This is a genomic window from Mesorhizobium sp. L103C105A0 (assembly GCF_000502215.1).
Lineage (GTDB): Bacteria > Pseudomonadota > Alphaproteobacteria > Rhizobiales > Rhizobiaceae > Mesorhizobium.
In genome coordinates this window covers 23,847-45,083 of the sequence record NZ_AYXF01000001.1, presented here as the reverse complement: position 1 = coordinate 45,083, position 21,237 = coordinate 23,847, and the positions used below count along the sequence as shown (strand labels likewise).

21 protein-coding genes and 1 pseudogene are annotated in these 21,237 nt (G+C 64.3%); 12 read left to right on the top strand and 10 right to left on the bottom strand.

The genetic code is table 11. The features are described from left to right. Positions 1–215: 215 nt before the first annotated feature. Entirely contained in the window at positions 216–488 is a 273-nt protein-coding gene (locus tag X727_RS164040; protein WP_023685308.1) for a DUF4242 domain-containing protein, read from the bottom strand. 244 nt (positions 489–732) lie between these two features. Between X727_RS164040 and X727_RS164045 the strand changes: the two genes are divergently transcribed. Continuing rightward, on the top strand, positions 733–3,321 hold the full coding sequence (locus X727_RS164045; protein ID WP_031203770.1) for a LuxR family transcriptional regulator: 2,589 nt from the start codon (positions 733–735) through the stop codon (positions 3,319–3,321). A gap of 222 nt (positions 3,322–3,543) precedes the next feature. Here the strand turns inward: X727_RS164045 and secA are convergent, their stop codons facing one another. Then, on the bottom strand, positions 3,544–6,276 hold the full coding sequence (gene secA / locus X727_RS164050) for a preprotein translocase subunit SecA (RefSeq protein ID WP_023833369.1): 2,733 nt from the start codon (positions 6,274–6,276) through the stop codon (positions 3,544–3,546). 244 nt (positions 6,277–6,520) lie between these two features. On the opposite strand from secA, the gene X727_RS164055 reads away from it, so the two are divergent. Next, positions 6,521–7,441, top strand: a complete 921-nt coding sequence (locus X727_RS164055) for a peptidylprolyl isomerase (protein ID WP_023833368.1) — start codon at positions 6,521–6,523, stop codon at positions 7,439–7,441. A gap of 46 nt (positions 7,442–7,487) precedes the next feature. Here the strand turns inward: X727_RS164055 and X727_RS164060 are convergent, their stop codons facing one another. Beyond that, positions 7,488–8,075, bottom strand: a complete 588-nt coding sequence (locus X727_RS164060) for a TetR/AcrR family transcriptional regulator (protein WP_023694003.1) — start codon at positions 8,073–8,075, stop codon at positions 7,488–7,490. Positions 8,076–8,205: 130 nt separating this feature from the next. Beyond that, positions 8,206–9,435: a caspase domain-containing protein gene (locus X727_RS164065; protein WP_023833367.1), complete on the bottom strand. Its 1,230-nt coding sequence runs from the start codon at positions 9,433–9,435 to the stop codon at positions 8,206–8,208. Between the two features lie 169 nt (positions 9,436–9,604). On the opposite strand from X727_RS164065, the gene argJ reads away from it, so the two are divergent. From argJ to X727_RS164090, 5 genes are all read left to right on the top strand, one after another. Then, positions 9,605–10,846 carry a bifunctional glutamate N-acetyltransferase/amino-acid acetyltransferase ArgJ gene (gene argJ, locus X727_RS164070; RefSeq protein ID WP_023833366.1) on the top strand — a complete coding sequence of 414 codons (1,242 nt, stop codon included), beginning with the start codon at positions 9,605–9,607 and terminating at the stop codon, positions 10,844–10,846. A 29-nt stretch (positions 10,847–10,875) separates the two neighbouring features. Further along, positions 10,876–11,625 (top strand): GNAT family N-acetyltransferase, encoded by a 750-nt coding sequence (locus X727_RS164075; protein WP_023713717.1) that lies wholly within the window; start codon positions 10,876–10,878, stop codon positions 11,623–11,625. Continuing rightward, on the top strand, positions 11,622–12,038 hold the full coding sequence (gene mutT / locus X727_RS164080) for an 8-oxo-dGTP diphosphatase MutT (RefSeq protein ID WP_023685791.1): 417 nt from the start codon (positions 11,622–11,624) through the stop codon (positions 12,036–12,038). Before X727_RS164075 ends, mutT begins: the two co-directional genes overlap by 4 nt. Before the next feature lie 97 nt (positions 12,039–12,135). Next, positions 12,136–12,444 (top strand): hypothetical protein, encoded by a 309-nt coding sequence (locus X727_RS164085; RefSeq protein ID WP_023686679.1) that lies wholly within the window; start codon positions 12,136–12,138, stop codon positions 12,442–12,444. 128 nt (positions 12,445–12,572) lie between these two features. Next, the gene (locus tag X727_RS164090; protein WP_023672984.1) at positions 12,573–12,755 is read left to right on the top strand and encodes a Flp family type IVb pilin; all 183 of its coding nucleotides are present in this window, start codon (positions 12,573–12,575) and stop codon (positions 12,753–12,755) included. 12 nt (positions 12,756–12,767) lie between these two features. On the opposite strand, the pseudogene X727_RS01000000164230 reads toward X727_RS164090, so the two are convergent. Continuing rightward, positions 12,768–13,647: pseudogene (locus X727_RS01000000164230) on the bottom strand (methyltransferase domain-containing protein). Between the two features lie 99 nt (positions 13,648–13,746). Here X727_RS01000000164230 and X727_RS164095 point away from each other — a divergent pair. The 4 genes from X727_RS164095 to X727_RS164110 all read left to right on the top strand — a co-directional run bounded on the left by X727_RS164095 (position 13,747) and on the right by X727_RS164110 (position 16,183). Further along, positions 13,747–14,505, top strand: coding sequence for a ComF family protein (locus tag X727_RS164095; RefSeq protein ID WP_245260367.1), 759 nt, complete (start codon positions 13,747–13,749; stop codon positions 14,503–14,505). A gap of 22 nt (positions 14,506–14,527) precedes the next feature. Continuing rightward, entirely contained in the window at positions 14,528–14,809 is a 282-nt protein-coding gene (grxC, locus tag X727_RS164100; RefSeq protein WP_023672982.1) for a glutaredoxin 3, read from the top strand. Between the two features lie 85 nt (positions 14,810–14,894). After that, positions 14,895–15,761, top strand: a complete 867-nt coding sequence (locus X727_RS164105; RefSeq protein WP_023743063.1) for a carbon-nitrogen hydrolase family protein — start codon at positions 14,895–14,897, stop codon at positions 15,759–15,761. Continuing rightward, positions 15,758–16,183: a DUF1178 family protein gene (locus tag X727_RS164110; RefSeq protein WP_023672980.1), complete on the top strand. Its 426-nt coding sequence runs from the start codon at positions 15,758–15,760 to the stop codon at positions 16,181–16,183. The genes X727_RS164105 and X727_RS164110 overlap by 4 nt, the downstream gene beginning before the upstream one ends. A gap of 4 nt (positions 16,184–16,187) precedes the next feature. Here X727_RS164110 and X727_RS164115 read toward each other — a convergent pair whose 3' ends face one another. Further along, on the bottom strand, positions 16,188–16,673 hold the full coding sequence (locus tag X727_RS164115; protein ID WP_023672979.1) for a MarR family transcriptional regulator: 486 nt from the start codon (positions 16,671–16,673) through the stop codon (positions 16,188–16,190). A 101-nt stretch (positions 16,674–16,774) separates the two neighbouring features. On the opposite strand from X727_RS164115, the gene X727_RS164120 reads away from it, so the two are divergent. Continuing rightward, positions 16,775–17,665, top strand: coding sequence for a DMT family transporter (locus X727_RS164120; RefSeq protein WP_023833365.1), 891 nt, complete (start codon positions 16,775–16,777; stop codon positions 17,663–17,665). An 87-nt stretch (positions 17,666–17,752) separates the two neighbouring features. On the opposite strand, the gene X727_RS164125 is transcribed toward X727_RS164120, so the two are convergent. The 4 genes from X727_RS164125 to X727_RS164135 all read right to left on the bottom strand — a co-directional run bounded on the left by X727_RS164125 (position 17,753) and on the right by X727_RS164135 (position 21,081). Continuing rightward, the gene (locus tag X727_RS164125) at positions 17,753–18,085 is read right to left on the bottom strand and encodes an MmcQ/YjbR family DNA-binding protein (RefSeq protein ID WP_023685781.1); all 333 of its coding nucleotides are present in this window, start codon (positions 18,083–18,085) and stop codon (positions 17,753–17,755) included. A 23-nt stretch (positions 18,086–18,108) separates the two neighbouring features. Beyond that, entirely contained in the window at positions 18,109–18,858 is a 750-nt protein-coding gene (gene ubiG / locus X727_RS164130) for a bifunctional 2-polyprenyl-6-hydroxyphenol methylase/3-demethylubiquinol 3-O-methyltransferase UbiG (protein ID WP_023672976.1), read from the bottom strand. Between the two features lie 85 nt (positions 18,859–18,943). Then, positions 18,944–19,243: a hypothetical protein gene (locus X727_RS29115; protein ID WP_023822812.1), complete on the bottom strand. Its 300-nt coding sequence runs from the start codon at positions 19,241–19,243 to the stop codon at positions 18,944–18,946. Next, positions 19,240–21,081, bottom strand: coding sequence for a CHASE3 domain-containing protein (locus X727_RS164135; RefSeq protein ID WP_023833363.1), 1,842 nt, complete (start codon positions 21,079–21,081; stop codon positions 19,240–19,242). The genes X727_RS29115 and X727_RS164135 overlap by 4 nt, the downstream gene beginning before the upstream one ends. Between the last annotated feature and the right edge of the window lie 156 nt (positions 21,082–21,237).

Here is a 21,237-nt window from a genome sequence, read left to right as displayed (position 1 = left end):
GCCTCAGATAGTCGCCTTCCGGGGGCAAGCGCCGCCTTTCAGACAGATACGCAGGCAGCCTCGTCGCGAACCGCCATAGACGGCCGAGCACGGAGGTTGGCCGGACGGTCTTTCCCAGGACAGGCCCGATTCCGCCGAGCGGCAGGCCATCAGGCAGTTCGCCACGGCCGCGAAGGACAGTTTGATGCTCATCGTCGTGGCGACCGAACGCAGGATCAGAGGTAAAAATAAGGGTCAAGAACCCGCACCTCCGTGATCTTGTCGACCGGCAGCGAGTTTTTCTGAGCCGTGCTGCGGATCGCTTCGGGCGTCGGCGCGTCGTAGATGCAGAAGCTGTGCTTCTTGTCGGGCGTGACGAAGGACTGGATCCAGGTGACGCCCTTTTCGGCATTGCGCATGACGACCCCGCCGACCGCAGTGGCGCCGATGTCGGTCATCGGAATGTTGAGGCCGTCCGGAAATGTGCGTTCAATCAGATAGCGAGGCATGGAAGACTTCCTTTTCCATTGATTCACGCTCGATCGGAGCGCTGCTGGACGTTGACCACGCCGGCCCGGCCCGCGCATCGGAACGATTCCCCATATTGGACGGGACGATTCCCTATATTGGCGTCGTTCTTTGTGGAAAGAGGCACGGCAATGTGTGCAAAGTCACATTGCGGCGCTTTCTTCACGGGCTAATCGTGAGCGGCCCGCCATGGTGGGAAAACTCCGATCCTGTGAGACGATGATAATGATGCTTCTGGAACGGCAGACGCAGCTGCAGCAGTTGGAGAGCCTGCTTGGCGATGCAATAGGCGGCCATGGCCGCGTCGCCGTGCTGGCCGGGGAGGCCGGCGCCGGCAAGACGGCGCTTGTCGAGGCATTCGCGGCCCGTGTGGGGCAAAGCGCGGCAATGTTGCGCAGCGCTTGCGAGGATCTGTCGATCCCAGATCCGCTGGGGCCGCTCTACGATCTGGCCCGTGAAGCGCAATGGGCGCTGCCGCGCGCCATCGATGCCCGGCATGGGCAGAGACTGCCGCTGTTTTCCGACGCGCTCGACGCCTTTGCGGCCAAGGGACCGAGCCTGCTGGTGATCGAAGACCTGCACTGGGCCGACGATGCGACGCTCGATTTCGTGCGCTTCCTCGGCCGGCGTATCGCCAACACCCACATCCTGCTGTTGCTCACGGCGCGCACCGACCGCAGCGAAGGACAGATGCGCGTGCGCCGCGCCCTTGGCGAAATCCCGGCCGGCAGCGTGGCGCGCATGGACGTGCCGCTGCTCAGCGAGGCGGCCGTGCTGTCGCTCGCCGATGCGGCCGGCCGCGATGGCGACGCCATCTACCGGGCGACCGCAGGCAATGCCTTCTTCGTCACCGAATTGTTGTGCGCCGAAAACGAAATGGCGCTGCCGGCAAGCGTGCGCGACGCGGTGCTGGCGCGGGCCGAGCGGCTGTCGGTTGGCGCCCGGGCCATGCTCGACGCGGTGTCGGTGTTTCCGCGCCGCGCCGACGCCTGGGCCTTGCAAGGCCTGTGCGGCGTCGCCAGCGCCGGCCAGTTGGCCGAGTGTGTCGCCAACGGCCTGCTTGACGATCTGGGCGACGGCTACGCCTTCCGCCACGACATCGCGCGACGCGCCATCGAAATGATGCTGACGACGTCGCACAGGCGGCAGTTCAACCAGCGTGCGCTGGCGGCACTGCTCGAAAATGGCGACGTCTCCACAGGCCGCCTGGTGCATCATGCGGTCGAGGCGCACAATCTGGCGGCGGTGCGCGAACTTGCGCCAATCGCCGCGCGCGAGGCGTCGCGCGTCGGCGCCCATCGCGATGCCGCCGGCTATTACGAGATCGCCTTGCAGCAGGCCGACAGCCTGCCGGTGATCGAGCGCGCCGCGCTCTACGAAAGTCATGCCTTCGAGTGCCATCTCATCGGCAAGATCGATGATGCGCTTGCAGCGCAGGGACAGGCGCGCCGGTTGCATCAGGCAGACGGCAACAGGCTGAAGGAGGGCGACAGCCTGAGATGGCTCTCCCGGCTGAGCGAAATGGGCGATGACCGCGAGGCGGCGGCCGCCTTCGGCGCCGAGGCTGTGGCGATGCTGGAAGCGGCTCCCGCCGGTCCCGAACTCGCCATGGCCTATTCGAACCTCTCACATCTGGCGATGCTGTCGGAGAGGGTGGAAGACACGCTGTTCTATGGCGAGAAGGCAGCGGCGCTGGCTGCGCGCATGAACCGTCCCGACATCGCCTCGCATGCCCTCAACAATGTCGGCTGCGTCGAGCAGTGGCTCAATCCGGATGCGGGACGCCTGCGCCTCGACCAAAGCCTTGAAATTGCGCTCCAGGGCAATTTCCAGGAGCATGCCGCGCGCGCCTTCACCAACCGCGCCTGTTTCGAGATCACCCAGATGAGCTACGACGCGGCACGTCCGGTGCTCGAGAGCGGCATCCACTATTGCACCGAGAACGACCTCGGCACCTGGCGCGACTATCTCAGGGGCATGCTGGCCGATGTGCAGCTGCGTCAGGGCCAATGGGATGAGGCCGCCGCGACGGCAAGCGATGTCATCGACAATGAGCGGACAACCACCGTGGGCCGGTTTCCGGCGCTGCTGGCACTGGCGAAACTGCGCCTGAGGCGCGGCGATCCCTCGGCCGAGCCGCTGTTCGCCGAAATGGCGCGTCTGGTCGGAAGCGGCGGCGACCTGCAGATGCTGAGCTCTTACGCGGCGCTGATGGCGGAGCAGGCATGGCTGGGCCTGGCCGACAGGCAAGAGGCGCTGGCGCTGATCACCCGCGCCGAAACGCCGGTGCGCTCGCGTGCCCATGTCGGTGAGCTGGCTCTGTGGCGAACATTGCTCTCTCCCGATATGCCGGCCGGCGACACCGCCGAGATGGCGACACCATACCGGCTGCTCCTGACCGGCGACTGGCGTTCGGCTTCGGCACTCTGGTCCGAATTGAATGCGCCATACGAGCGCGGACTGGCGCTCATCCTCGGCGACGACGAGGGGCAGCGGCTGGCATTGGATATTTTCGACGGCCTGGGGGCAAGGCCGGCAGCCCAGCGCCTGCGCGATATCATGCGCAAGAACGGCGTTGGCGGCATCGCCCGCGGCCCGCGCCGCTCGACGCGCGCCAACCTCGCCGGCCTCACCTTGCGCCAGATGCAGGTGCTGCAGCTGATCGAACGCGGCCTCTCCAACAAGCGGATCGCCGAGCAATTGACGATTTCGCCAAAGACGGTCGATCACCATGTCTCGGCGGTGCTGGGCAAGCTGGATGCGGTGTCGCGCGGCGAGGCGACAGCGACCGCGCGCGATTCGGGGTTGTTGTGAGGTTTTGACGAGGGTTGGACCGAGAGGTCGCCATCCTTCGCACCCCCCTCTGTCCTGCCGGACATCTCCCCCTGAAGGGGGGAGATTGGCTGTCACTGTGGCTTTCGCCAATTGTCGAAATTGAAAGAAGTTACGGCGCCGAAGCTGCTGATCTCCCCCCTTGAGGGGGAGATGGCCGGCAGGCCAGAGGGGGGTGCTGTCCCGCCGACCTAGCCTTCGAAATCAGGCAAACGCGCCGTGGCAGTGCTTGTATTTCTTGCCGGAGCCGCAGGGGCAGGCTTCGTTGCGGCCGATCTTGCCCCAGGTCGCCTGGTTGTTCGGATCGCGGTCTTCGGGAGCGACGATGGCGTTGCTCTCCTGGCGGACCAGAAGTGCGGTCTCGCCACCCTCGAAATCGTCCTCGCCCGTGGTGCCGTCAATGTGGCTGCCGAACATTTCAGGCGCTTCGGGCGGCGGCGCTTCGGCGGCCTGGCGGACCAGTTCGACGCGCATCAATTGCGCGGTGACGGCCTGGCGCAGATTGCCGAGCAGCGCCTGAAACAGCTCGAACGCCTCGCTCTTGTATTCCTGCAGCGGGTCGCGCTGGGCGTAGCCGCGGAAGCCGACGACCGAACGCAGATGGTCGAGGTTGACGATGTGCTCGCGCCACAGATGATCGAGCGTCTGCAACACCACCGAGCGTTCGACATAGCTCATCACGTCTGGGCCGAAGCGCTCGGCGCGCTCCTTGGCGGCGTCGTCGGCGGCCTTGGTCAGGCGCTCGCGGATGTCGTCCTCGGCAATGCCTTCTTCCTTGACCCAGTCCTCGACCGGCAGGTCGAGATTGAGGAATTCGGCGACCTCGGCCTTGAGGCCGGCGACGTTCCACTGCTCGGCATAGGCGTTTTCGGGGATGTTCTTGGTGACGATCTCCTCGATGACGCCTTCGCGCATCTCGGCGATCGTCTCGGACAGGCCTTCGCCGTCCATCAATTCGATGCGCTGCTCGAACACCACCTTGCGCTGGTCGTTCGAGACGTCGTCGTATTTCAACAGGTTCTTGCGGATGTCGAAGTTGCGCGCTTCGACCTTCTTCTGCGCCTTTTCCAGCGCCTTGTTGATCCACGGATGGATGATGGCCTCGTCTTCCTTGAGGCCAAGCTTCTGCAGCATGCCGTCCATGCGCTCGGAGCCGAAGATGCGCATCAGATCGTCCTGCAGCGACAGGAAGAATTTCGAACGGCCGGGGTCGCCCTGGCGGCCGGAGCGGCCGCGGAGCTGGTTGTCGATGCGGCGCGATTCATGGCGCTCGGTGGCGAGCACGTAGAGGCCGCCGGCGGCTAGCGCCTTTTCCTTCAGGCGCTCGACATCGGCAATGATTTCCTTTTCGCGCGCCTCTCGCTCGGGACCAGCAGGCATGTCGCCCAGTTCGTCCTCGATGCGCATCTCGGCGTTGCCGCCGAGCTTGATGTCGGTGCCGCGTCCCGCCATGTTGGTGGCGATGGTGATGGCGCCGGGTTTGCCGGCCTGGGCGACGATGGCGGCCTCGCGCTCGTGGTGGCGGGCGTTCAACACCTCGAAATCCTTGAACCCTTCCTTGCGCAGGCGCTCGGCCAGCTGCTCGGATTTTTCAATGGAGGTGGTGCCGACCAGCGTCGGCTGGCCCTTGGCGCGCGCTTCCTTGATCTCCTTGACGATCGCCTTGTACTTCTCCTCGACCGTCCGGTAGACCTCGTCGTCCTCGTCCTTGCGGATGACCGGCAGATTGGTCGGGATCTCGGTGACTTCGAGGCCGTAAATGTTGCCGAACTCCTCGGCCTCGGTCAGCGCCGTGCCGGTCATGCCGGACAGTTTCTTGTAGAGACGGAAATAGTTCTGGAAGGTGACGGATGCCAGCGTCTGGTTTTCCGGCTGGATCGCCACATGCTCCTTGGCTTCGAGCGCCTGGTGCAGGCCTTCCGAATAGCGGCGGCCCGGCATCATGCGGCCGGTGAATTCGTCGATGATGACGATCTCGTCGTTGCGGACGATGTAGTCCTTGTCCTTCTGGAACAGCCGGTGCGCCTTCAGCGCGTTGTTGACGTGGTGGACGATGGCGACGTTCTCGACGTCATAGAGCGACTCGCCCTTGAGCAGGCCGGCCGCGCGCAGCAGGTTTTCCAGCTTCTCGGTGCCTTCCTCGGTGAAGATCGAGGTCTTCTGCTTCTCGTCGATCTCGTAGTCGGCTGGGCCGAGCTGCAGCATGAAGGCATCGATGGTGTTGTACATTTCCGAACGGTCCTCGAGCGGACCGGAAATGATCAGCGGCGTGCGCGCCTCGTCGACCAGGATGGAATCGACTTCGTCGACGATCGCGTAATTGTGGCCGCGCTGCACCATCTGCGCGCGCTCATACTTCATGTTGTCGCGCAAATAGTCGAAGCCGAGCTCGTTGTTGGTGGCATAGGTAACATCGGACGCGTAGGCGACGCGGCGTTCCTCGTCGGACAGGCCATGGACGATGACGCCGACCGAGAGGCCGAGGAATTTGTAGACGCGGCCCATCCATTCGGAGTCGCGGGTGGCAAGGTAGTCGTTGACGGTGACGACATGGACGCCCTTGCCGGAAAGCGCGTTGAGATAAACGGGCAGGGTGGCGACCAGGGTCTTGCCCTCGCCGGTACGCATTTCGGCGATGCCGCCATTGTGCAGCACCATGCCGCCGATCAGCTGCACGTCGAACGGGCGCATGCCGAGCACGCGGCGGGATGCCTCTCGGACGGTGGCGAAGGCCGGCACCAGCAGGTCATCGAGCGTGGCGCCGTTGGCGATATCCTGGCGGAATTTTTCCGTGCGGGCCTGAAGCTCGGCGTCGGACAGCGCCCGCATCTCGTTTTCCATGGCGTTGATCGCCTCGACACGCGGCCGGGTCGATTTTACGCGACGATCGTTGGAGGAACCGAAAACCTTACGGGCGAGACCGCCGAGACTGACCATCCGATGGTCCTTTCGATAGAATTCTCAATTTTGAGATGAGCGCCGGCCGGCCCCATCAATTCCGCGTGAAACGCGGACAAACACAAAAAGCGCCCGGAAAACGGTTCTGGACGCAAAGTCGTTGGACAGATAAGAGGGGGCTCAACTGATGTCAACGCCGCGTTAGCCCTATGGGCAGCGCCAAATTCCGCCACAATCCGGCTGATCTGCAAGCCCTACCAATCCCCCCTTGGAGTTAATCTTGATGTCCTTACTGTTTCGCCGTGCGTCGCTCGCCAGCCTTGGCTTGGCTTTCGGCCTGTCGGCCCTGTCGCTGTCTCCGCTGATGGCCCAGGAAGCCGCTCCCGCCTCGGCCGATGCCGCAGCAGCGCCGGCGGCAGCCCCCGTCGATCCGAACACCGTTATCGCTACAGTCAATGGCCAGAAGCTGACCGAGGCGGACCTTGGGCTTGCCGAGGGCGAGCTGTCGCAGCAGTTCTCGCAGTTGCCACCCGAGCAGCGCCGCGCCGCGGCCCTTTCGGCGGCCATCGAAATCCGCGTCATGGCCGCCCAGGCGGTCGCTACCGGGCTCGACAAGGATCCCGAATTCCAGCGCCGCATGGCGTTCCTGCAGCAGCGCGCGCTGCATGGCGAGATGGTCGAGAAGGGCGTCGTCGACAAGGTTACCGATGCCGAGGTGCGCGCCCGCTACGACCAGGAAATCGCCAGCACGCCGCCGGTCAATGAGATTCATGCCCGTCACATCCTCGTGAAGACGAAGGAAGAGGCCGAGGCGATCATCAAGCAGCTCGATGGCGGCGCCGACTTCCAGAAGCTCGCCAACGAGCATACCAGCGATCCCTCGGGCAAGACCAATGGCGGCGATCTCGGCTGGTTCGGCCCGGGGCAGATGGTGCCGGAATTCGACAAGGCGGCAGTTGCGCTCGAAATCGGCAAATACACCAAGGAGCCGGTGCAAACGCAATTCGGCTGGCATGTCATCAAGCTCGAGGACAAGCGCACCAAACAGCCGCCGGCCTTCGACGACGTCAAGGACCAGGCCAAGCAGGCGGTGATCCGCGACAAGTATTTCGCACTGGTCAAGCAGCTGCGCGGCGCCGCAAAGGTTGAAATCCCCGACGCCAATCTGAAGAAGGCCGTCGACACGATGGAAGCCGGCAAGTAAGGCCGGCACCGAAAAAACATGCAAAGGGCGCCGTTCGGCGCCCTTTTCAATTGCGGGAGATGCCGGACATCACATAGCGGACAGTGGCACGGATTGTCGCCTCATCTTCGTCCAGCCGGTTGGTCAAAAGGTGTTTCCAGGCATAGGAAGCGATGAGGTCGGCGACCAGCGCTGCGTCGATATCGGCCGCAACCTCGCCGCGCGCCTTGGCGCGCTCGATGATCCGAGCGGTGTGGGACACGCGCCCATCGGCATAGCCAGTCAGGGCCGCGGCCGCCGCTTCGTCGGACTGGGCCTCGGCGATCAGCGAGCGGAATACGCTGCCCGAGGATGTGTCGCGCCAATGCGCGAAGAGGTTCCTCAGAAAACCGACGAGGTCGTCTTCGAGACTGCCGGTATCGGGGACGTCGACACGCTTTTGCCGCTTGTAAACCTCCAGCAGCAGGGCCGCCTTGCTCGGCCACCAGCGATAGATCGTGGGTTTGCCGGCGCGCGCCCGCCGCGCCACGGCCTCTATGGAGAAGCCGGCATAGCCGGCCTCGACCAGCACCGCCTCCGCGGCCTCGAGAATGGCCTCGGCGCTGTCTGGGTTGCGCCGCGCCCCGATCGATCTGCGGGCCGGATCCTCGCCCATGTCTGCCCTCGCCAACAATGTCTGCCCTCGCCAACAATCTCGCCGGCAATATAGGTGAGCTGGCAGGCAAACGAAACGGCCCGTTTCCAGCGCTTGTAGAAGCAGGTCTCACATTCGCTTCGCGGGGATTTCAGTTCATCGCTTGCGAGGTTTCCGAGGCGATACGCCACTGGCCGTCGCTCTTCACCAGCCCAAGCGTGACTCGTGCCTTGCCGGTCATGCGCGCCGCCGATTTGTCTTTCGACATATAGTCGTAGCTCATCGCGAACACGGCTTCGGCGCGGTTCTCGCCCTGCGGCGTCACCTCGAGGCTGCCGGGCTCGAGACTGAACGACCAGGATGCAAATTGCGCGAACCAGTCCGTCTTGAGCTTGACGACGGCGTCGCTGTCATAGCGCGTGCCGAAGATGGTGGCGGAAGGCGCATAGAGCCGCTTGACGGTCTCGCCGATCGCCGCGGCATCGGGCGCAAGATAGTCGTCGCGCAGGAATTTCTCGATTGCGGTCTTGTCGTCGCCTACAGACCGTTCGAGTGCCGCAACCTTTGTTTCGGGCGCCGGGGGGACGGCGGGCTTCGGCTGTGCAACCGTTTCGCCGCCGGGCACAAACTCGAACCGTTCGAGCAGCGAACCCTGTTCCCATGGGCGCTGTCCCTCGCGGGTTTCGGAGACCACGTCGCGGCGCACCGCGATCATCATGTCGTTGATGCTCTGGCCGGGCTCGGCCATGTGCCGCAGCAGGGCGGCGGCGAACGGCGAATTGCGTCCGGTGCCGTCCATGGCGACAGCGCCTGGCGCCGTCGAGAAGGCGATGAAGGAGCCGCGCGTCGAATCGAACTGCGCCAGACCGGCAAGCGCCGTTGCCGAGCGCGTGGTGGCGGTGCGGCTCAGGCTGCGGGCAAAGGGATTGTTGCGGCAGGCGTCAAGGAAAACCAGGCTGACCTTGGTCTGCTGCTCCATGATGTCGAGGACTTCGTCGATCGGCACGGCTTCGAGCTGCAGCTTGACCGGCATGTCGAGCCGGGCGTCGACCGGCACGATGTAGTTGCGCCCTTCCACCTGCAGGCCGTGGCCGGCGTAATAGAAAAGCCCGACGCCCGCACCTTCCAGCGCATCGGAAAATTCGCCGATCTTGCGCTCGAGTTCGCGCTTGCCGAGATCGTTGCCCTCGATGACGTCGAAGCCGATCGAGCGGAGCTTGCCGGCAATATCGAGCGCATCGTTGACCGGATTGGTGAGCGTGCCGGCTTCGGCATAGGTGCCATTGCCGATGACCAGCGCCACGCGCCGTTCCGGCTGCGCATCGGCGCTCAGGAGCAAAAGCCCCATAAACGCCACCGCCAAGATCACCAGCCTGCCCATGGCCGATATCATAACGCCAGAGGCCCCGGTGACGCCAACGGATTTGAAATGCAAGCTTAATCCCTGGTGGCTTGCCGACAGCGGCGGCCAAGAAAACGCCCTTGCGCCGGGCCGTGCTATCGGGCAAACCGGCCTTCGCCCAGCGTTTTTCCCTCGCCCGAGGTCTCCAATGTCCGCAACGATTTCGCCGCTCGCGCCGAAGAAATATCCCAAAATGCCTGCCATCGAGGGCGTGCGCATCGCCACCGCCGAGGCCGGGATCAAGTACGAGAACCGTACCGACCTCTTGGCCATGGTCTTCGATGCCGGCACAGCGGTTGCCGGCGTGTTCACGAAGTCGAAATGCCCCTCGGCGCCGGTCGACTTCTGCCGCGAGAACCTTGGCGCCGGCAAGGCACGGGTGCTGGTCGTCAATTCCGGCAACGCCAACGCCTTCACCGGCAAGAAGGGCCGCGCCTCCACCCAACTGACCGGCGAGGCCGCGGCCAAGGCCGCAGGCTGCACGCCAGGCGAAGTGTTCCTCGCTTCTACCGGGGTAATCGGCGAGCCGCTCGACACCACCAAATTCAGCCATTTGCTGGCCGGACTGGTCAAGGACGGCAAGCCGGATCTGTGGACCGAGGCGGCAAAGGCCATCATGACCACCGACACCTATCCGAAAGTGGCGACAGCGACGGTCAAGCTCGGCGACACCGACGTCATCATCAATGGCATCTCCAAGGGCGCCGGCATGATCGCGCCCGATATGGCGACTATGCTGTCCTTCATCGCCACCGATGCGCCGATCGCCGCCCCCGTGCTGCAGGACTTGTTGTCGCGCGGCACGGCCAAGACCTTCAACGCCGTCACCGTCGACAGCGACACCTCGACCAGCGACACGCTGCTGTTGTTCGCCACCGGAGCCGCTGCCAAGCGCGGCGCGCCCGCCATCAGCGATCCCAAGGATGCGCGTCTCGGGGCGTTCCGCCGGGCGCTGGGCAAGGTGCTCAAATCGCTGGCGCTGCAAGTGGTGCGCGACGGCGAGGGCGCCCGCAAGCAGGTCGAAGTCACCGTTACCGGCGCCAAATCGGCGCGCTCGGCCAAGCGCATCGCGCTGTCCATCGCCAATTCGCCGCTGGTCAAGACGGCGGTTGCCGGCGAGGACGCCAATTGGGGCCGCGTCGTCATGGCCGTCGGCAAGGCCGGCGAGCCGGCCGATCGCGACCGGCTGTCGATCTGGTTCGGCGACAACCGTCTGGCGCATGAGGGCGAACGCGACCCGGGCTACTCCGAGGAAGCGACCTCGGCCTATATGAAGCGCGACGACATTCGCATCCGCGCCGATATCGGTATCGGCCGCGGCAAGGCGACGGTGTGGACCTGCGACCTCACCAAGGAATATGTCGCCATCAATGGCGATTACCGGAGCTGATGGAGTTGGCTTCCAGGCATCCGGCAAGCATGCTCGCCATCGTGCGCCGCTACGAGGCTGCGGGGTTTCGCGCCTGGCCGGCGGCGGCCGTGCATTATGACGGCACCTGGGTGGTGCGGCTGACAGCCGGCCATCCGGCCAAGCGGCTGAACTCGGTCAACCCGCTCGATCCCGGCGACACCCAGCACATTGCCGAGCGCATCGGCCGCGCCAGCCGGCGCTTCGACGCCTATGGCAGGCCGCTGACCTTCCGCATCTCGCCGCTGTCGGGGCCGGACCTGGCCAAGCATCTCGACAATGAGGGCTGGAGCACATTCGACGAATCCCTGGTGATGCGGCTGCCGCTGGCGGACGCGCAACTGGCGCCGGCCATGGACCAGATTCCGCTGAAGGATATCAGCCGCTTTCTCGGCGCGTCGCTCAAGGTCAGCGGCTCGGATGCATCGCTGCGGCCCGGTCTTTCGGAAATCATCGGCGCCATCCAACCCGAAGTCGGGCTGTTTGCGCTGGAGGAAGGGGCCGACCCTCTGGCGGTGCTGATCTGCGTCCATGACGGCGATCTTGCCGGCCTGTTCGAGATCGCCACCGCCAAGTCGGCGCGCAATCAGGGCCATGGCCGCAACCTGATCCTGTCGGCGCTGAAGTGGGCGAGGCTGCGTGGCGCTCGCGAAGCCTGGCTGCAGGTCGAGGCCGGCAATGCGCCGGCGCTGGCGCTCTATCGCTCGCTGGGCTTCGACGAAGTCTATCGCTACCACTATCGCCGGCCGCCGGGCGCATGAGCGAGATCACCGGCAAACGCCTGCTGCTGGTCGCCGCGTGCGCGCTGGTCGATACCGATGGGCGGGTGCTTCTGGCGCAGCGGCCCGAGGGCAAACAGCTTGCCGGCCTGTGGGAATTTCCCGGCGGCAAGGTAGAGCCAGGCGAGACGCCGGAACAATGCCTGATCCGCGAACTGCAGGAAGAAATCGGCATCGAGACTGACATTCCTTGCCTGGCGCCGCTCACCTTCGCCAGCCATTCCTATGATGATTTCCATCTCCTGATGCCCCTGTTCGTCTGCCGCCGCTTCCGCGGCATCGCGCAGCCCAGGGAAGGGCAGGCGTTGAAATGGGTGCGGCCAAAGCAGATGCGCGACTATCCCATGCCGCCGGCCGACGCGCCGCTAATCCAGTTCCTCATCGACCTGTTGTGATACAAAGCCATTTCGCGGTCTGATCTAGCCAGCGTTAATGGAAGATTTATCTCGTCGTGAAAAATTGCGGCAAAGCGGGTTCGCGGGGAGCGATTGCATGAGCCTCGACAGGGAATGGGACTCGATCCGGCCAGATCGCAGCTTTCGCGCCGCCGGCGTCGGCTTATTGCGCGTCACGCTGTTGTTCGGCTCGGCCGCAGTGGCGCTGGCGCTGATCGCGGTCCCCGTGCTGGACAACCAGACGCGATCATCCAGCCGCGATGCTCTTGCAGGCGGTCTCGACCCGATGAGCACGGGTTCGATCGGCTCGCGGGCCACCTATACGCTGCGCAGAAGCGTGCTGCAGCCCTCACCGAACTCAGTCTGCATCATCCGCGCGGACGGCCAACGCAGCGGCGACTGCTGACCAACAAGGTCGACACCAGCTTGAGAACTTCCTCAACGTAGGGCCCATTTCACAGCCTGTTAAGCTTGTGCCGTTAACCTTTCTTAACAGGTCGGCGATATGGTCGGGGATGAGAGGGATCGACGATCATGAAGCCATTGCTGCGCCGATTTTTGCAGGACGAAACAGGCGCCACGGCCATTGAATATGGCCTGATCGTTGCGGTGCTGTCGCTTGCCATCGTCGGGGGTGTCGGCAAGGCCAGCAATGCGATCCAGTTTCTGTTCAGCGACAACAACAGCAGGCTCGCAAACGCCTTCGCCGAGCACTGATCCGGAGCGCCGTCACCGCCCGCCGGGGTTTTCCAGTATCGTCTTCAGCGAGACCTTCGCCGAACCCGGTTTCAAGGGCTTTTGCTGCGAGGCATCGGGCGCCCAGCCCGACATCCAGACGATGGAAAAGCTTGCCCTGATGCGGCCATCAGCGTCCGAAAAGCGTTCGGCATAGATTTCGGCGGCACGGGTAAAAAGCTTTCGCGCTCCCGGTCGCCGGCTGCGATCGGTCAGCGCGCTGGTTTCGCCCATCGCCCTGAGATCTGCAATGAGGTCGAAGAGGGTATCGTAGCGGACGGTCACCGTTTCGACGTCGGCCACCGGCAGCGCCAGTCCGGCGCGCTGCAGCAGTGCGCCGGCGTCGCGAACATCGGTGAAGGGGATGACACGCGGGCTGGCGCCGCCATAGAGTTCGGNGTTCGGTCTCGGCGGCGAGCAGGCTTTCGCGCAATTCGGAAAGCGTGCCGGCGCCGGCAAAGGCGCCGAGGAAAAGCCCGTCGGGCCGCAGAGCGCGGCGGATCTGCACCAGCATGCCGGGAATGTCGTTCATCGCCTGCAACGACAGAAGTGAAACGACGAGGTCGAGGCTTTCCGGCTGGAACGGCACTGTTTCCAGCGGTGCTATCAGCCCTGGCCGGCCGTCCAGAAACGCTGGATCTGCCTCGACGCGCACGATCTCCGCTGCCTTGCCGCTTGCAGCGACCACGTCCGTTGCGTCCGGCGTCTGGCAAAACAGCACCGCGGCCTTGCCGAATTTCCGCTCGACCGCGCCGAGCCGGTCGGCAAGGTCTTCCGCCGCCCGCCGCATCAGAAAATCCGCGCCGGCTACGGGGTGGGCCAGCGCCCTGCGCTTGCGCACCAGCCAAAGTTCAGTATCGATGATCGGCTGCAACGGTAGACATCCCTGTTTGTCCGTCTAGTGATATCCTGGCGCGGACGACAAAACCACGTGGCCGATCCGGTGATGGAGATCAAGAGCCTCGCTCAAACCATGTTGAAGCTGGCCATGTTGGACTGGCCGGCGCGGATGCTGTTCCCGCCGGTCTGTGCCGGCTGTCGCAGGCACGTCTCGCAACCCGGCGTTTTGTGCGGTGCCTGCTGGCCGAAACTCAGGCTGCTGGAGCGGCCATGGTGCGCGGTGATGGGCACGCCATTCACGCACGATATGGGCGAGGGATTCCTGTCGGCCGAGGCGATCGCCGATCCGCCGCCGTTCGAGCGGGCGCGGGCGGCCGTGGCCTATTCAGGTGTCGCCCGCCAGATGGTGCAAGGTCTGAAATACCAGGATCGCACCGATCTGGCGCCGTGGATGGCGCGCTGGATGCTGCGCGCCGGCGCTGAGCTAATTGCAGACGCCGATGTCGTCGTACCGGTGCCGCTGCACTGGCGGCGCTTCTTTCGCCGGCAGTTCAACCAGTCGGCGGAGTTGGCAAGGGCGGTTGCGCAGCTTAGCGGGCTGCCTTTCTCGCCCTCGGCGGTCCGGCGCGTCAAGCTCACGCGCCAGCAGGTCGGGCTGGAGCGGCAGGAGCGCGAGGCCAATGTCCGCGCCGCCTTCCGTGTGCCTGCGGAAGCCGAAATCGAGATCACTGGGCGCCGCGTGCTTCTGGTCGACGATGTCTACACCACCGGCGCCACCGTGCGCTCGGTCGCCAGGGCGCTGAAGAAGGGCGGCGCCGGAGCGGTCGATGTGCTGACCTTCGCGCGTGTCCTGCCGGGGGACTTTCGGGCCGACGAGTCCGCGACTATATAAGGTCGAGGAAAGGCACGGACCGATGCTCGATGTGACGATTTACACCCGTATGATGTGCGGCTATTGCGCGGCGGCCAAGCGGCTGCTCGACCGCAAGGGCGTCGCTTACACCGAGCATGACGCTTCGTTTTCGCCGGAATTGCGCCAGGAAATGATTTCGCGGGCGCATGGCCGCTCGACGTTTCCGCAGATTTTCATCGGCGACACGCATGTCGGCGGCTCCGACGACCTCCACGAGTTGGAGGCACGGGGGCAGCTGGATAGGCTGCTTGCCAACGGCTCGACGACAAAGAGCGGTTCGTAGCGCCGCTCTATGTCTTTGTTTTACGCAATTCCGGACGGAAAACCGTTACACACTTTTCCTGGAATTGCTCAAAGAGGACGTGACGATGGGTATTTTCAAGGCGGCGGCGATCCAGATGCGTTCGGGCGAGAGCCCCGAGCGCAACGCGGTCGATCTCGAACGGCTGGTGCGCGAAGCGGCAGGCCTCGGTGCAACCTACATCCAGACCCCGGAAATGACCGGTGCGCTGATCCGCGACAAGGAAGCCAGGGCTGCTTCCTTCACCTTGGAAGACAAGGACATCGTCGTGGCGGCCGCGCGCAAGCTCGCCAGCGAACTCGGCGTCTTCCTGCACATCGGCTCGACCGCCATCCTGCGCACCGACGGCAAGCTCGCCAACCGGGCGCTGCTGTTTGGGCCGGACGGCGCCACCCTTGCCACCTACGACAAGATCCACATGTTCGATGTCGACCTCGACAATGGCGAGAGCTGGCGCGAATCCGCCGCCTATGAGCCGGGCACCGAGGCCGTCGTCACCGAGATCGACGGCGCTAGGCTCGGCTTTGCCGTCTGCTACGATCTACGCTTTCCACAGCTGTTCCGCGCCGAGGCGATGGCCGGCGCCGACCTCTTGTCGGTGCCTGCCGCCTTCACCCGCCAGACCGGCGAGGCGCACTGGCATGTGCTGCTGCGAGCCCGTGCCATCGAGAACGGCGCCTACGTGGTTGCTGCAGCACAAGGTGGCCTGCATGAGGATGGCCGCGAAACCTATGGCCATTCGCTGATCGTCGACCCATGGGGTCGAATTCTCGCCGAGGCCGACCATGACGATCCGGAGGTGATCATCGCCGAGATCGACACGGCGCAGTCGTGGGCCGCGCGTAAGAAAATCCCCAACCTTAGGAATGCGCGCGATTTTGCCGTCAATGCCGGCGCAGTGGAAGCGCCGCGGCTCAGGGGCGCGGCTTCGTGATCCGCTTTGCCCTGATCTGCGAGCACGAGCACGAATTCGAGGGCTGGTTTCGCAGCAATGACGATTTCGACACGCAGAAGAAGCGCGGCTTCGTCGATTGCCCGAGCTGCGGCTCGCACAAGGTGCAAAAGGCGCTGATGGCGCCAGCCGTCTCCACCGCGCGGAAGCAGGAAACAATTGCGCTGGCCATGGGCGAAACCCAGAAGCAGGCTTTGGCGCAACTGAAGGCGATGGCCGAGAAGGTGCGCGAGAATGCCGACTATGTCGGCGACAAGTTTGCCGAAGAAGCGCGCAAGATCCATTTCGGCGAGAGCGATGCGCGCGGCATCTATGGCGAGGCGACGTTGGACGAAGCCAAGAGCTTGGCCGAGGATGGCATCGATTTCATGCCGATCCCGAGTTTTCCCGAGGAGCGCAATTGAGCGATCAGCTGGCGCTATCGATCAATTTGCCAAGCAACTGAGCCAGTGCCCCCCGCTCCGTGCCGGTGAGCCCGGCGAGGATTTCATGCTCGTTGGCGACGTGGGCGGTCAGGGCTTCGTCGATCAAGGCCAGACCTTTTTCGGTCAGTTGCACGACAATGCCACGCCGGTCGTTGGGGTGCGGGCCGCGCAGGATCAGTCCGGCCTTCTCAAGCCGGTCGAGCCGGTTGGTCATGGCGCCGGAGGTCACCATCGTCGCCTCGTATAGAGCGGTCGGTGTCAGCGCGTAGGGCTGGCCGGAGCGGCGCAGCGTCGCCAGCACATCGAATTCGCCGGCCTGCAGTCCGAAACGGGCAAACAGCGGGGCGAGGCGCTCGCGGGCGATTAGCGACGAGGCTTCGTTCAGCCGCCCAAGCACCAGCATTGGCGACACCTCCAGGTCCGGCCGTTCCCGCTTCCATTGCTCCACCGCCTTTGCCGCGCGATCCATCTGTCTCACCGCTAAGTATCTTGACGTTAAGAATCTTTGTGGTATGCTACCTCAAGATACAGTTTCGACCCAGTGCCGCAAGTGAGTGACGGAACCATCCGATGAAATTTCTCTGGGAATCGGCGCTTGGCCTGCTGGTCGTCACCGGCGGCCTGCTCGGCCTGACCCTGCCGTTCGGCAAGCTGGCGACGGCTGCCGGCGTTCCGGCCATGGTCTGGGCCTTCGTCATCTCGTTCGGCGCCGGGGGCGTGCTGCTGTGCCCGTTGCTCGCGAACGGCGAGCGCATGCGGCTCACGTCGCACAGACTGCGCTATTTCTTCATCACCGCCGCCGTGTCCTACGCCGTGCCCAATCTGCTGATGTTTTCGGCTATCCCGCATCTCGGCGCCGGCTATACCGGCATCATGTTCACGCTGTCGCCGGTCATCACACTGGTGTTTTCGATCCTGCTCGGCGTTCGACGGCCAAATACGCTCGGCAGTATCGGTATCGCCGTCGGCTTCATCGGCGCCGTCATGGTGGCGGTGACGCGCGGCGAGGCCGGCCAGCCGGCCGATGTCTACTGGGTGCTGGTCGGACTTTTGATCCCGGTCAGCCTTGCCGCCGGCAATATCTATCGCACCGTCGACTGGCCCGAAGGCACCGGTCCGATCGAACTGGCCGTCGGCAGCCACCTGGCCTCGGCGACGCTGCTGCTGATCGGCATTCTCACGCTGTTCGGCGTCGGCGCTTTCGCCCCGTTCAGGGCCGTGCCGCTGGTTGTCGTGGCGCAAGTCGCTTCGGCCTCGGCAATGTTTGCCTTCTTCTTCCGGCTGCAGGCCGTGGGCGGTCCGGTCTATCTCAGCCAGATCGGCTATGTGGCGGCGGCCGTCGGCCTGTTTGCCGGAACCATCTTCCTCGGCGAGCACTACCAGTTGCTGACCTGGGCCGGCGCGGTGATCATCACCATCGGCGTGATCATCACCACCAAGGCGCAGAGCCAGAAGGCATAGGGTCTTTGGTTTACGCAATTCCCTAGGCAAAGCGCTATGCGCTTTTCCCGGGAAAACCGCTTCACACTTTGCTCGAACTGCTCAAGCTTAAATTTGGCTCGCGTCGAGGCGCTTCCGTAGCGCCGGCGGGGCGACGTTTCGCCAGGCCGTCCGAACGGCGCTGCGGAATGTCTGTTCGTCGCAGGCTTCGAGCATGATCGACGTCCATCCCTTTTGGCCCCAGCCGCCTGTCACGGGCCTGAAAACCGATGGCTCAGCCGCGGCCATCATCTCTTGCTGGTCCCGGTCGAGCTTGACGACAGCACGGTCGGCTTCGGGCAGCGAGACGAAGATACGGTTGCGGACGCGGAAGTCAGCCTTGCCGAAATGCGATTGCTCGACCGTTTCGGGAAGATCGAGCGCCAGCTCTCGGGCCCTCATAGTGTCCACGGCCGCCCCTTCGTTCAGACCGATCGTTTTTCCGCCAGCACCATATAGTTGACGTCCATGTCCTTGGAGCGTGCCCAGCGGTCGGCGAGAGGATTGTAGGTCACGCCGGTGCGGTCGATGATGGTCATGGCGGCGCTGCCGAGCGCCTTTTCAAGCTCTTCGGGCCGCACCAGCTTGCCGAACTGGTGGGTGCCGCGCGGCAGCCAGCGCAGCACATATTCGGCGCCGATGATGGCCAGGCCCAGTGCCTTCAGCGTGCGGTTGATGGTGGCCACGAACATGATGCCGCCGGGCTTGACCATTTCGCCGCACTTGCCGATGAACAGGTCGACATCGGCAACATGCTCGACGACTTCCATGTTGAGGACGACGTCGAATTTCTCGCCGGAATCGGCCAAATCCTCAGCGGTCGTAGCGCGATAATCCACCGTCACGCCGCCTTCGGCCGCGTGCAGCTTCGCCACCTCGATGTTGGTTGCCGAGGCGTCGGCGCCGACCACTTCGGCTCCAAGCCTTGCCATCGGCTCGCACAACAATCCACCACCGCAGCCGATATCGAGGAAACGCAGGCCTTCGAACGGCCGCGCCGCCCGCGGATCGCGGCCGAAGCGCGCCGCCACCTGGTCCCGGATATAGGCCAGCCGGACCGGGTTGAATTTGTGCAGCGGACGGAATTTGCCGTTCGGGTTCCACCATTCGGCGGCAAGCGCGGAAAAGCGTTCCACTTCTCCGGCATCGATTGTCGATCGTCGGGCCTCTGGCATGGGGCGGGTCTCCTCGGACGCTAGGAAGTCGGGTGCCGGGGCAAGAAAGTCAAGGCCGGTTTTATGCGACTGCTGGCAAGTCGACCTAGGGCCTCGAGATCACAATCGCCGCATGTCCCATCTCAACACTCGCGGGATCGATGGCCCGCATCGCTTCGCAATCGCCGATCTCGGCCATGATGCGGCCCGCGGCGGCGAGAGCCTGCTCGCGACTTCGCCAGCGCACGACATCGACCCAGCTGCCATCGTCCCGCCGCGCCAGGCAGCGGTTTACGAAACCAGGTTGCCGCGCCAGCCAGTCGGCGACCAGGTTGTTGGCGGCGGCAAAGCCCGCTTCCGCTCCAGGCTTGAGGCGAAAGGTGACGATTTCCAGGGTCTCGGTCATTTTGCGTCCAGCACGTCGCGCAATTTCGCCGCCAGCTGCTCGATGGTGAAGGGCTTGGCCAGGAAATGCACGTCATGGTCGAGCACGCCATTGTGGACGACGGCGTTCCTGGTGAAGCCGGTGGTGAAGATCACCTTCAGCTTCGGCATGCGCGCCAGCGCCTCCTCCGCGAGCTTGCGGCCATTCATCACCGGCATGACGATATCGGTGAACATGAGCGCCACACCAGGGTTGTCGCCCAGCTTTTCCAGCGCTTCCTGGCCGCTTGCGGCATGAATGACGGTGTAGCCGAGTTCGCGCATGGCATCGGCGGTGGAAGCCCGCACGCGTGGATCGTCCTCCACGACAAGGATGGTTTCGGTGACCGGCACGGCAGGATTTCCGGCTCGTTCCGAAGATATGGCGGCCTCTTCCGGGCCGAAGAAGCGCGGCAGGTAGATCCTGATCGTGGTGCCTTGGCCGGGTTCCGAGTAGATCTTGACGTGTCCGCCGGACTGTTTGACGAAGCCGAACACTTGGCTCAGCCCGAGGCCGGTGCCCTTGTCGACCGGCTTGGTGGTGAAAAATGGCTCGAAAGCCCGCTCCATGACGTCCGCCGGCATGCCGGCGCCGGTGTCGCTGACCGCGATCATCACATACTGGCCGGCTTTGACCTCGGCATGGGTGGCGGCGTAGCTCTCGTCGAGGTGGCTGTTGGCGGTCTCGATGGTCATCTTGCCGTCCTCGCCCATGGCGTCGCGCGCATTGACCGCCAGATTGAGAATGGCATTTTCGAGCTGGCTCGGATCGGCATGGGTCTTCCACAGGCCGCCAGCCAGCACGGTTTCGATGCGGATGGTTTCGCCGAGCGCCCGCCGAAGCAGGTCCGACATGCCGGCGACCAGACGATTGGCGTCTACAACCTGAGGCGCGAGCGGCTGCTGGCGCGAGAAGGCAAGCAGCCGTGACGTCAAGTTTGCGGCCCGGGTCGCCGCATCGGTCGCCGCTTCGATGAATTTCATGATGTCGTGCTCGCCCCGCGCCAGCTTGCGCTGGGCGAGGTTCATGGCGCTGATGATCACCGCCAGCATGTTGTTGAAATCGTGGGCGATACCGCCGGTCAGCTGGCCCACAGCCTCCATCTTCTGCATCTGGCGGATCTGCGATTCGGCCTTTTCACGCGTCTGGATTTCGTTGCCGAGCTCGATGTTCTTGCGCATCAGCTCTTCCTGGGCGATCGCCACTGCGCGGAACCGGCGGCGCGAAAGGCGAACCGTGTAGGCGCCAAGCAGGAAGATCGCCAGCAGCGCCGCTATCGAGCCGATTCGCAGCCAGTTTTCGACCAGGTCGGTATGAGCGTCGCGCGCGGCGATGGCTGCGCCGCCAATGCGCCGGATCGTGTCCATGCTGGCCCGGATCTGGTCCATGGCGGCCTTGCCCTGGCCGCTGCGGACCAGTTCCAGAGCTTTTGCCGCATCGCCGCGATCGTAGAGTGCAATCGTCTCAGCCAATTCGGCCTGGTTTTGTGAAAGCGCGTCCTTGACGTGGTTGATCTGCTGCACGAGTTCGTCGTCGGGCGCGGTCATGCCGTCGATGCGGGCAAGCTGGCCCGGAATGGCGTCGACCGCCTGCCGATAAGGCTGGAGGTAGGATTTCTCGCCGGTCAGGAGATAGCCGCGCTGGCTGGTCTCGGCCTCCTGAGCCATCGTAAGCAAACCGGAAAGCAATTCCTGATACTCGACCGCCTGGCGCGCGGCCTCACGATTGGCTCTCTGGGTCTCGACCAGCACGGCGCGTGTGCCGACGATCAACGCCAGCACGGCGAAGCCGATGAACAGCGGCAGCGATTGCCACCGCATGGCGCGTCGAAGGCGAACAATCATTCGATATGCCGGACCAAAAGGAGTTTCCCGCGGGCAGCATTTGGTAAGCGGCGGCGGGGCCGAACGCAATATGCCGCGATCCTGAAGCCGGCATCCGCCGCCAGCCTTGCGAAACCGTGATCATTTGGCTAA

Bases quoted from the DNA above. Each gene is read 5' to 3' on its own strand.
- X727_RS164040 (WP_023685308.1), bottom strand. From the start codon at position 488: ATGCCTCGCTATCTGATTGAACGCACATTTCCGGACGGCCTCAACATT.
- X727_RS164045 (WP_031203770.1), top strand. From the start codon at position 733: ATGATGCTTCTGGAACGGCAGACGCAGCTGCAGCAGTTGGAGAGCCTG.
- secA (WP_023833369.1), bottom strand. From the start codon at position 6,276: ATGGTCAGTCTCGGCGGTCTCGCCCGTAAGGTTTTCGGTTCCTCCAAC.
- X727_RS164055 (WP_023833368.1), top strand. From the start codon at position 6,521: ATGTCCTTACTGTTTCGCCGTGCGTCGCTCGCCAGCCTTGGCTTGGCT.
- X727_RS164060 (WP_023694003.1), bottom strand. From the start codon at position 8,075: ATGGGCGAGGATCCGGCCCGCAGATCGATCGGGGCGCGGCGCAACCCA.
- X727_RS164065 (WP_023833367.1), bottom strand. From the start codon at position 9,435: ATGGGCAGGCTGGTGATCTTGGCGGTGGCGTTTATGGGGCTTTTGCTC.
- argJ (WP_023833366.1), top strand. From the start codon at position 9,605: ATGTCCGCAACGATTTCGCCGCTCGCGCCGAAGAAATATCCCAAAATG.
- X727_RS164075 (WP_023713717.1), top strand. From the start codon at position 10,876: ATGCTCGCCATCGTGCGCCGCTACGAGGCTGCGGGGTTTCGCGCCTGG.
- mutT (WP_023685791.1), top strand. From the start codon at position 11,622: ATGAGCGAGATCACCGGCAAACGCCTGCTGCTGGTCGCCGCGTGCGCG.
- X727_RS164085 (WP_023686679.1), top strand. From the start codon at position 12,136: ATGAGCCTCGACAGGGAATGGGACTCGATCCGGCCAGATCGCAGCTTT.
- X727_RS164090 (WP_023672984.1), top strand. From the start codon at position 12,573: ATGAAGCCATTGCTGCGCCGATTTTTGCAGGACGAAACAGGCGCCACG.
- X727_RS164095 (WP_245260367.1), top strand. From the start codon at position 13,747: ATGTTGAAGCTGGCCATGTTGGACTGGCCGGCGCGGATGCTGTTCCCG.
- grxC (WP_023672982.1), top strand. From the start codon at position 14,528: ATGCTCGATGTGACGATTTACACCCGTATGATGTGCGGCTATTGCGCG.
- X727_RS164105 (WP_023743063.1), top strand. From the start codon at position 14,895: ATGGGTATTTTCAAGGCGGCGGCGATCCAGATGCGTTCGGGCGAGAGC.
- X727_RS164115 (WP_023672979.1), bottom strand. From the start codon at position 16,673: ATGGATCGCGCGGCAAAGGCGGTGGAGCAATGGAAGCGGGAACGGCCG.
- X727_RS164120 (WP_023833365.1), top strand. From the start codon at position 16,775: ATGAAATTTCTCTGGGAATCGGCGCTTGGCCTGCTGGTCGTCACCGGC.
- X727_RS164125 (WP_023685781.1), bottom strand. From the start codon at position 18,085: ATGAGGGCCCGAGAGCTGGCGCTCGATCTTCCCGAAACGGTCGAGCAA.
- ubiG (WP_023672976.1), bottom strand. From the start codon at position 18,858: ATGCCAGAGGCCCGACGATCGACAATCGATGCCGGAGAAGTGGAACGC.
- X727_RS29115 (WP_023822812.1), bottom strand. From the start codon at position 19,243: ATGACCGAGACCCTGGAAATCGTCACCTTTCGCCTCAAGCCTGGAGCG.
- X727_RS164135 (WP_023833363.1), bottom strand. From the start codon at position 21,081: ATGCGGTGGCAATCGCTGCCGCTGTTCATCGGCTTCGCCGTGCTGGCG.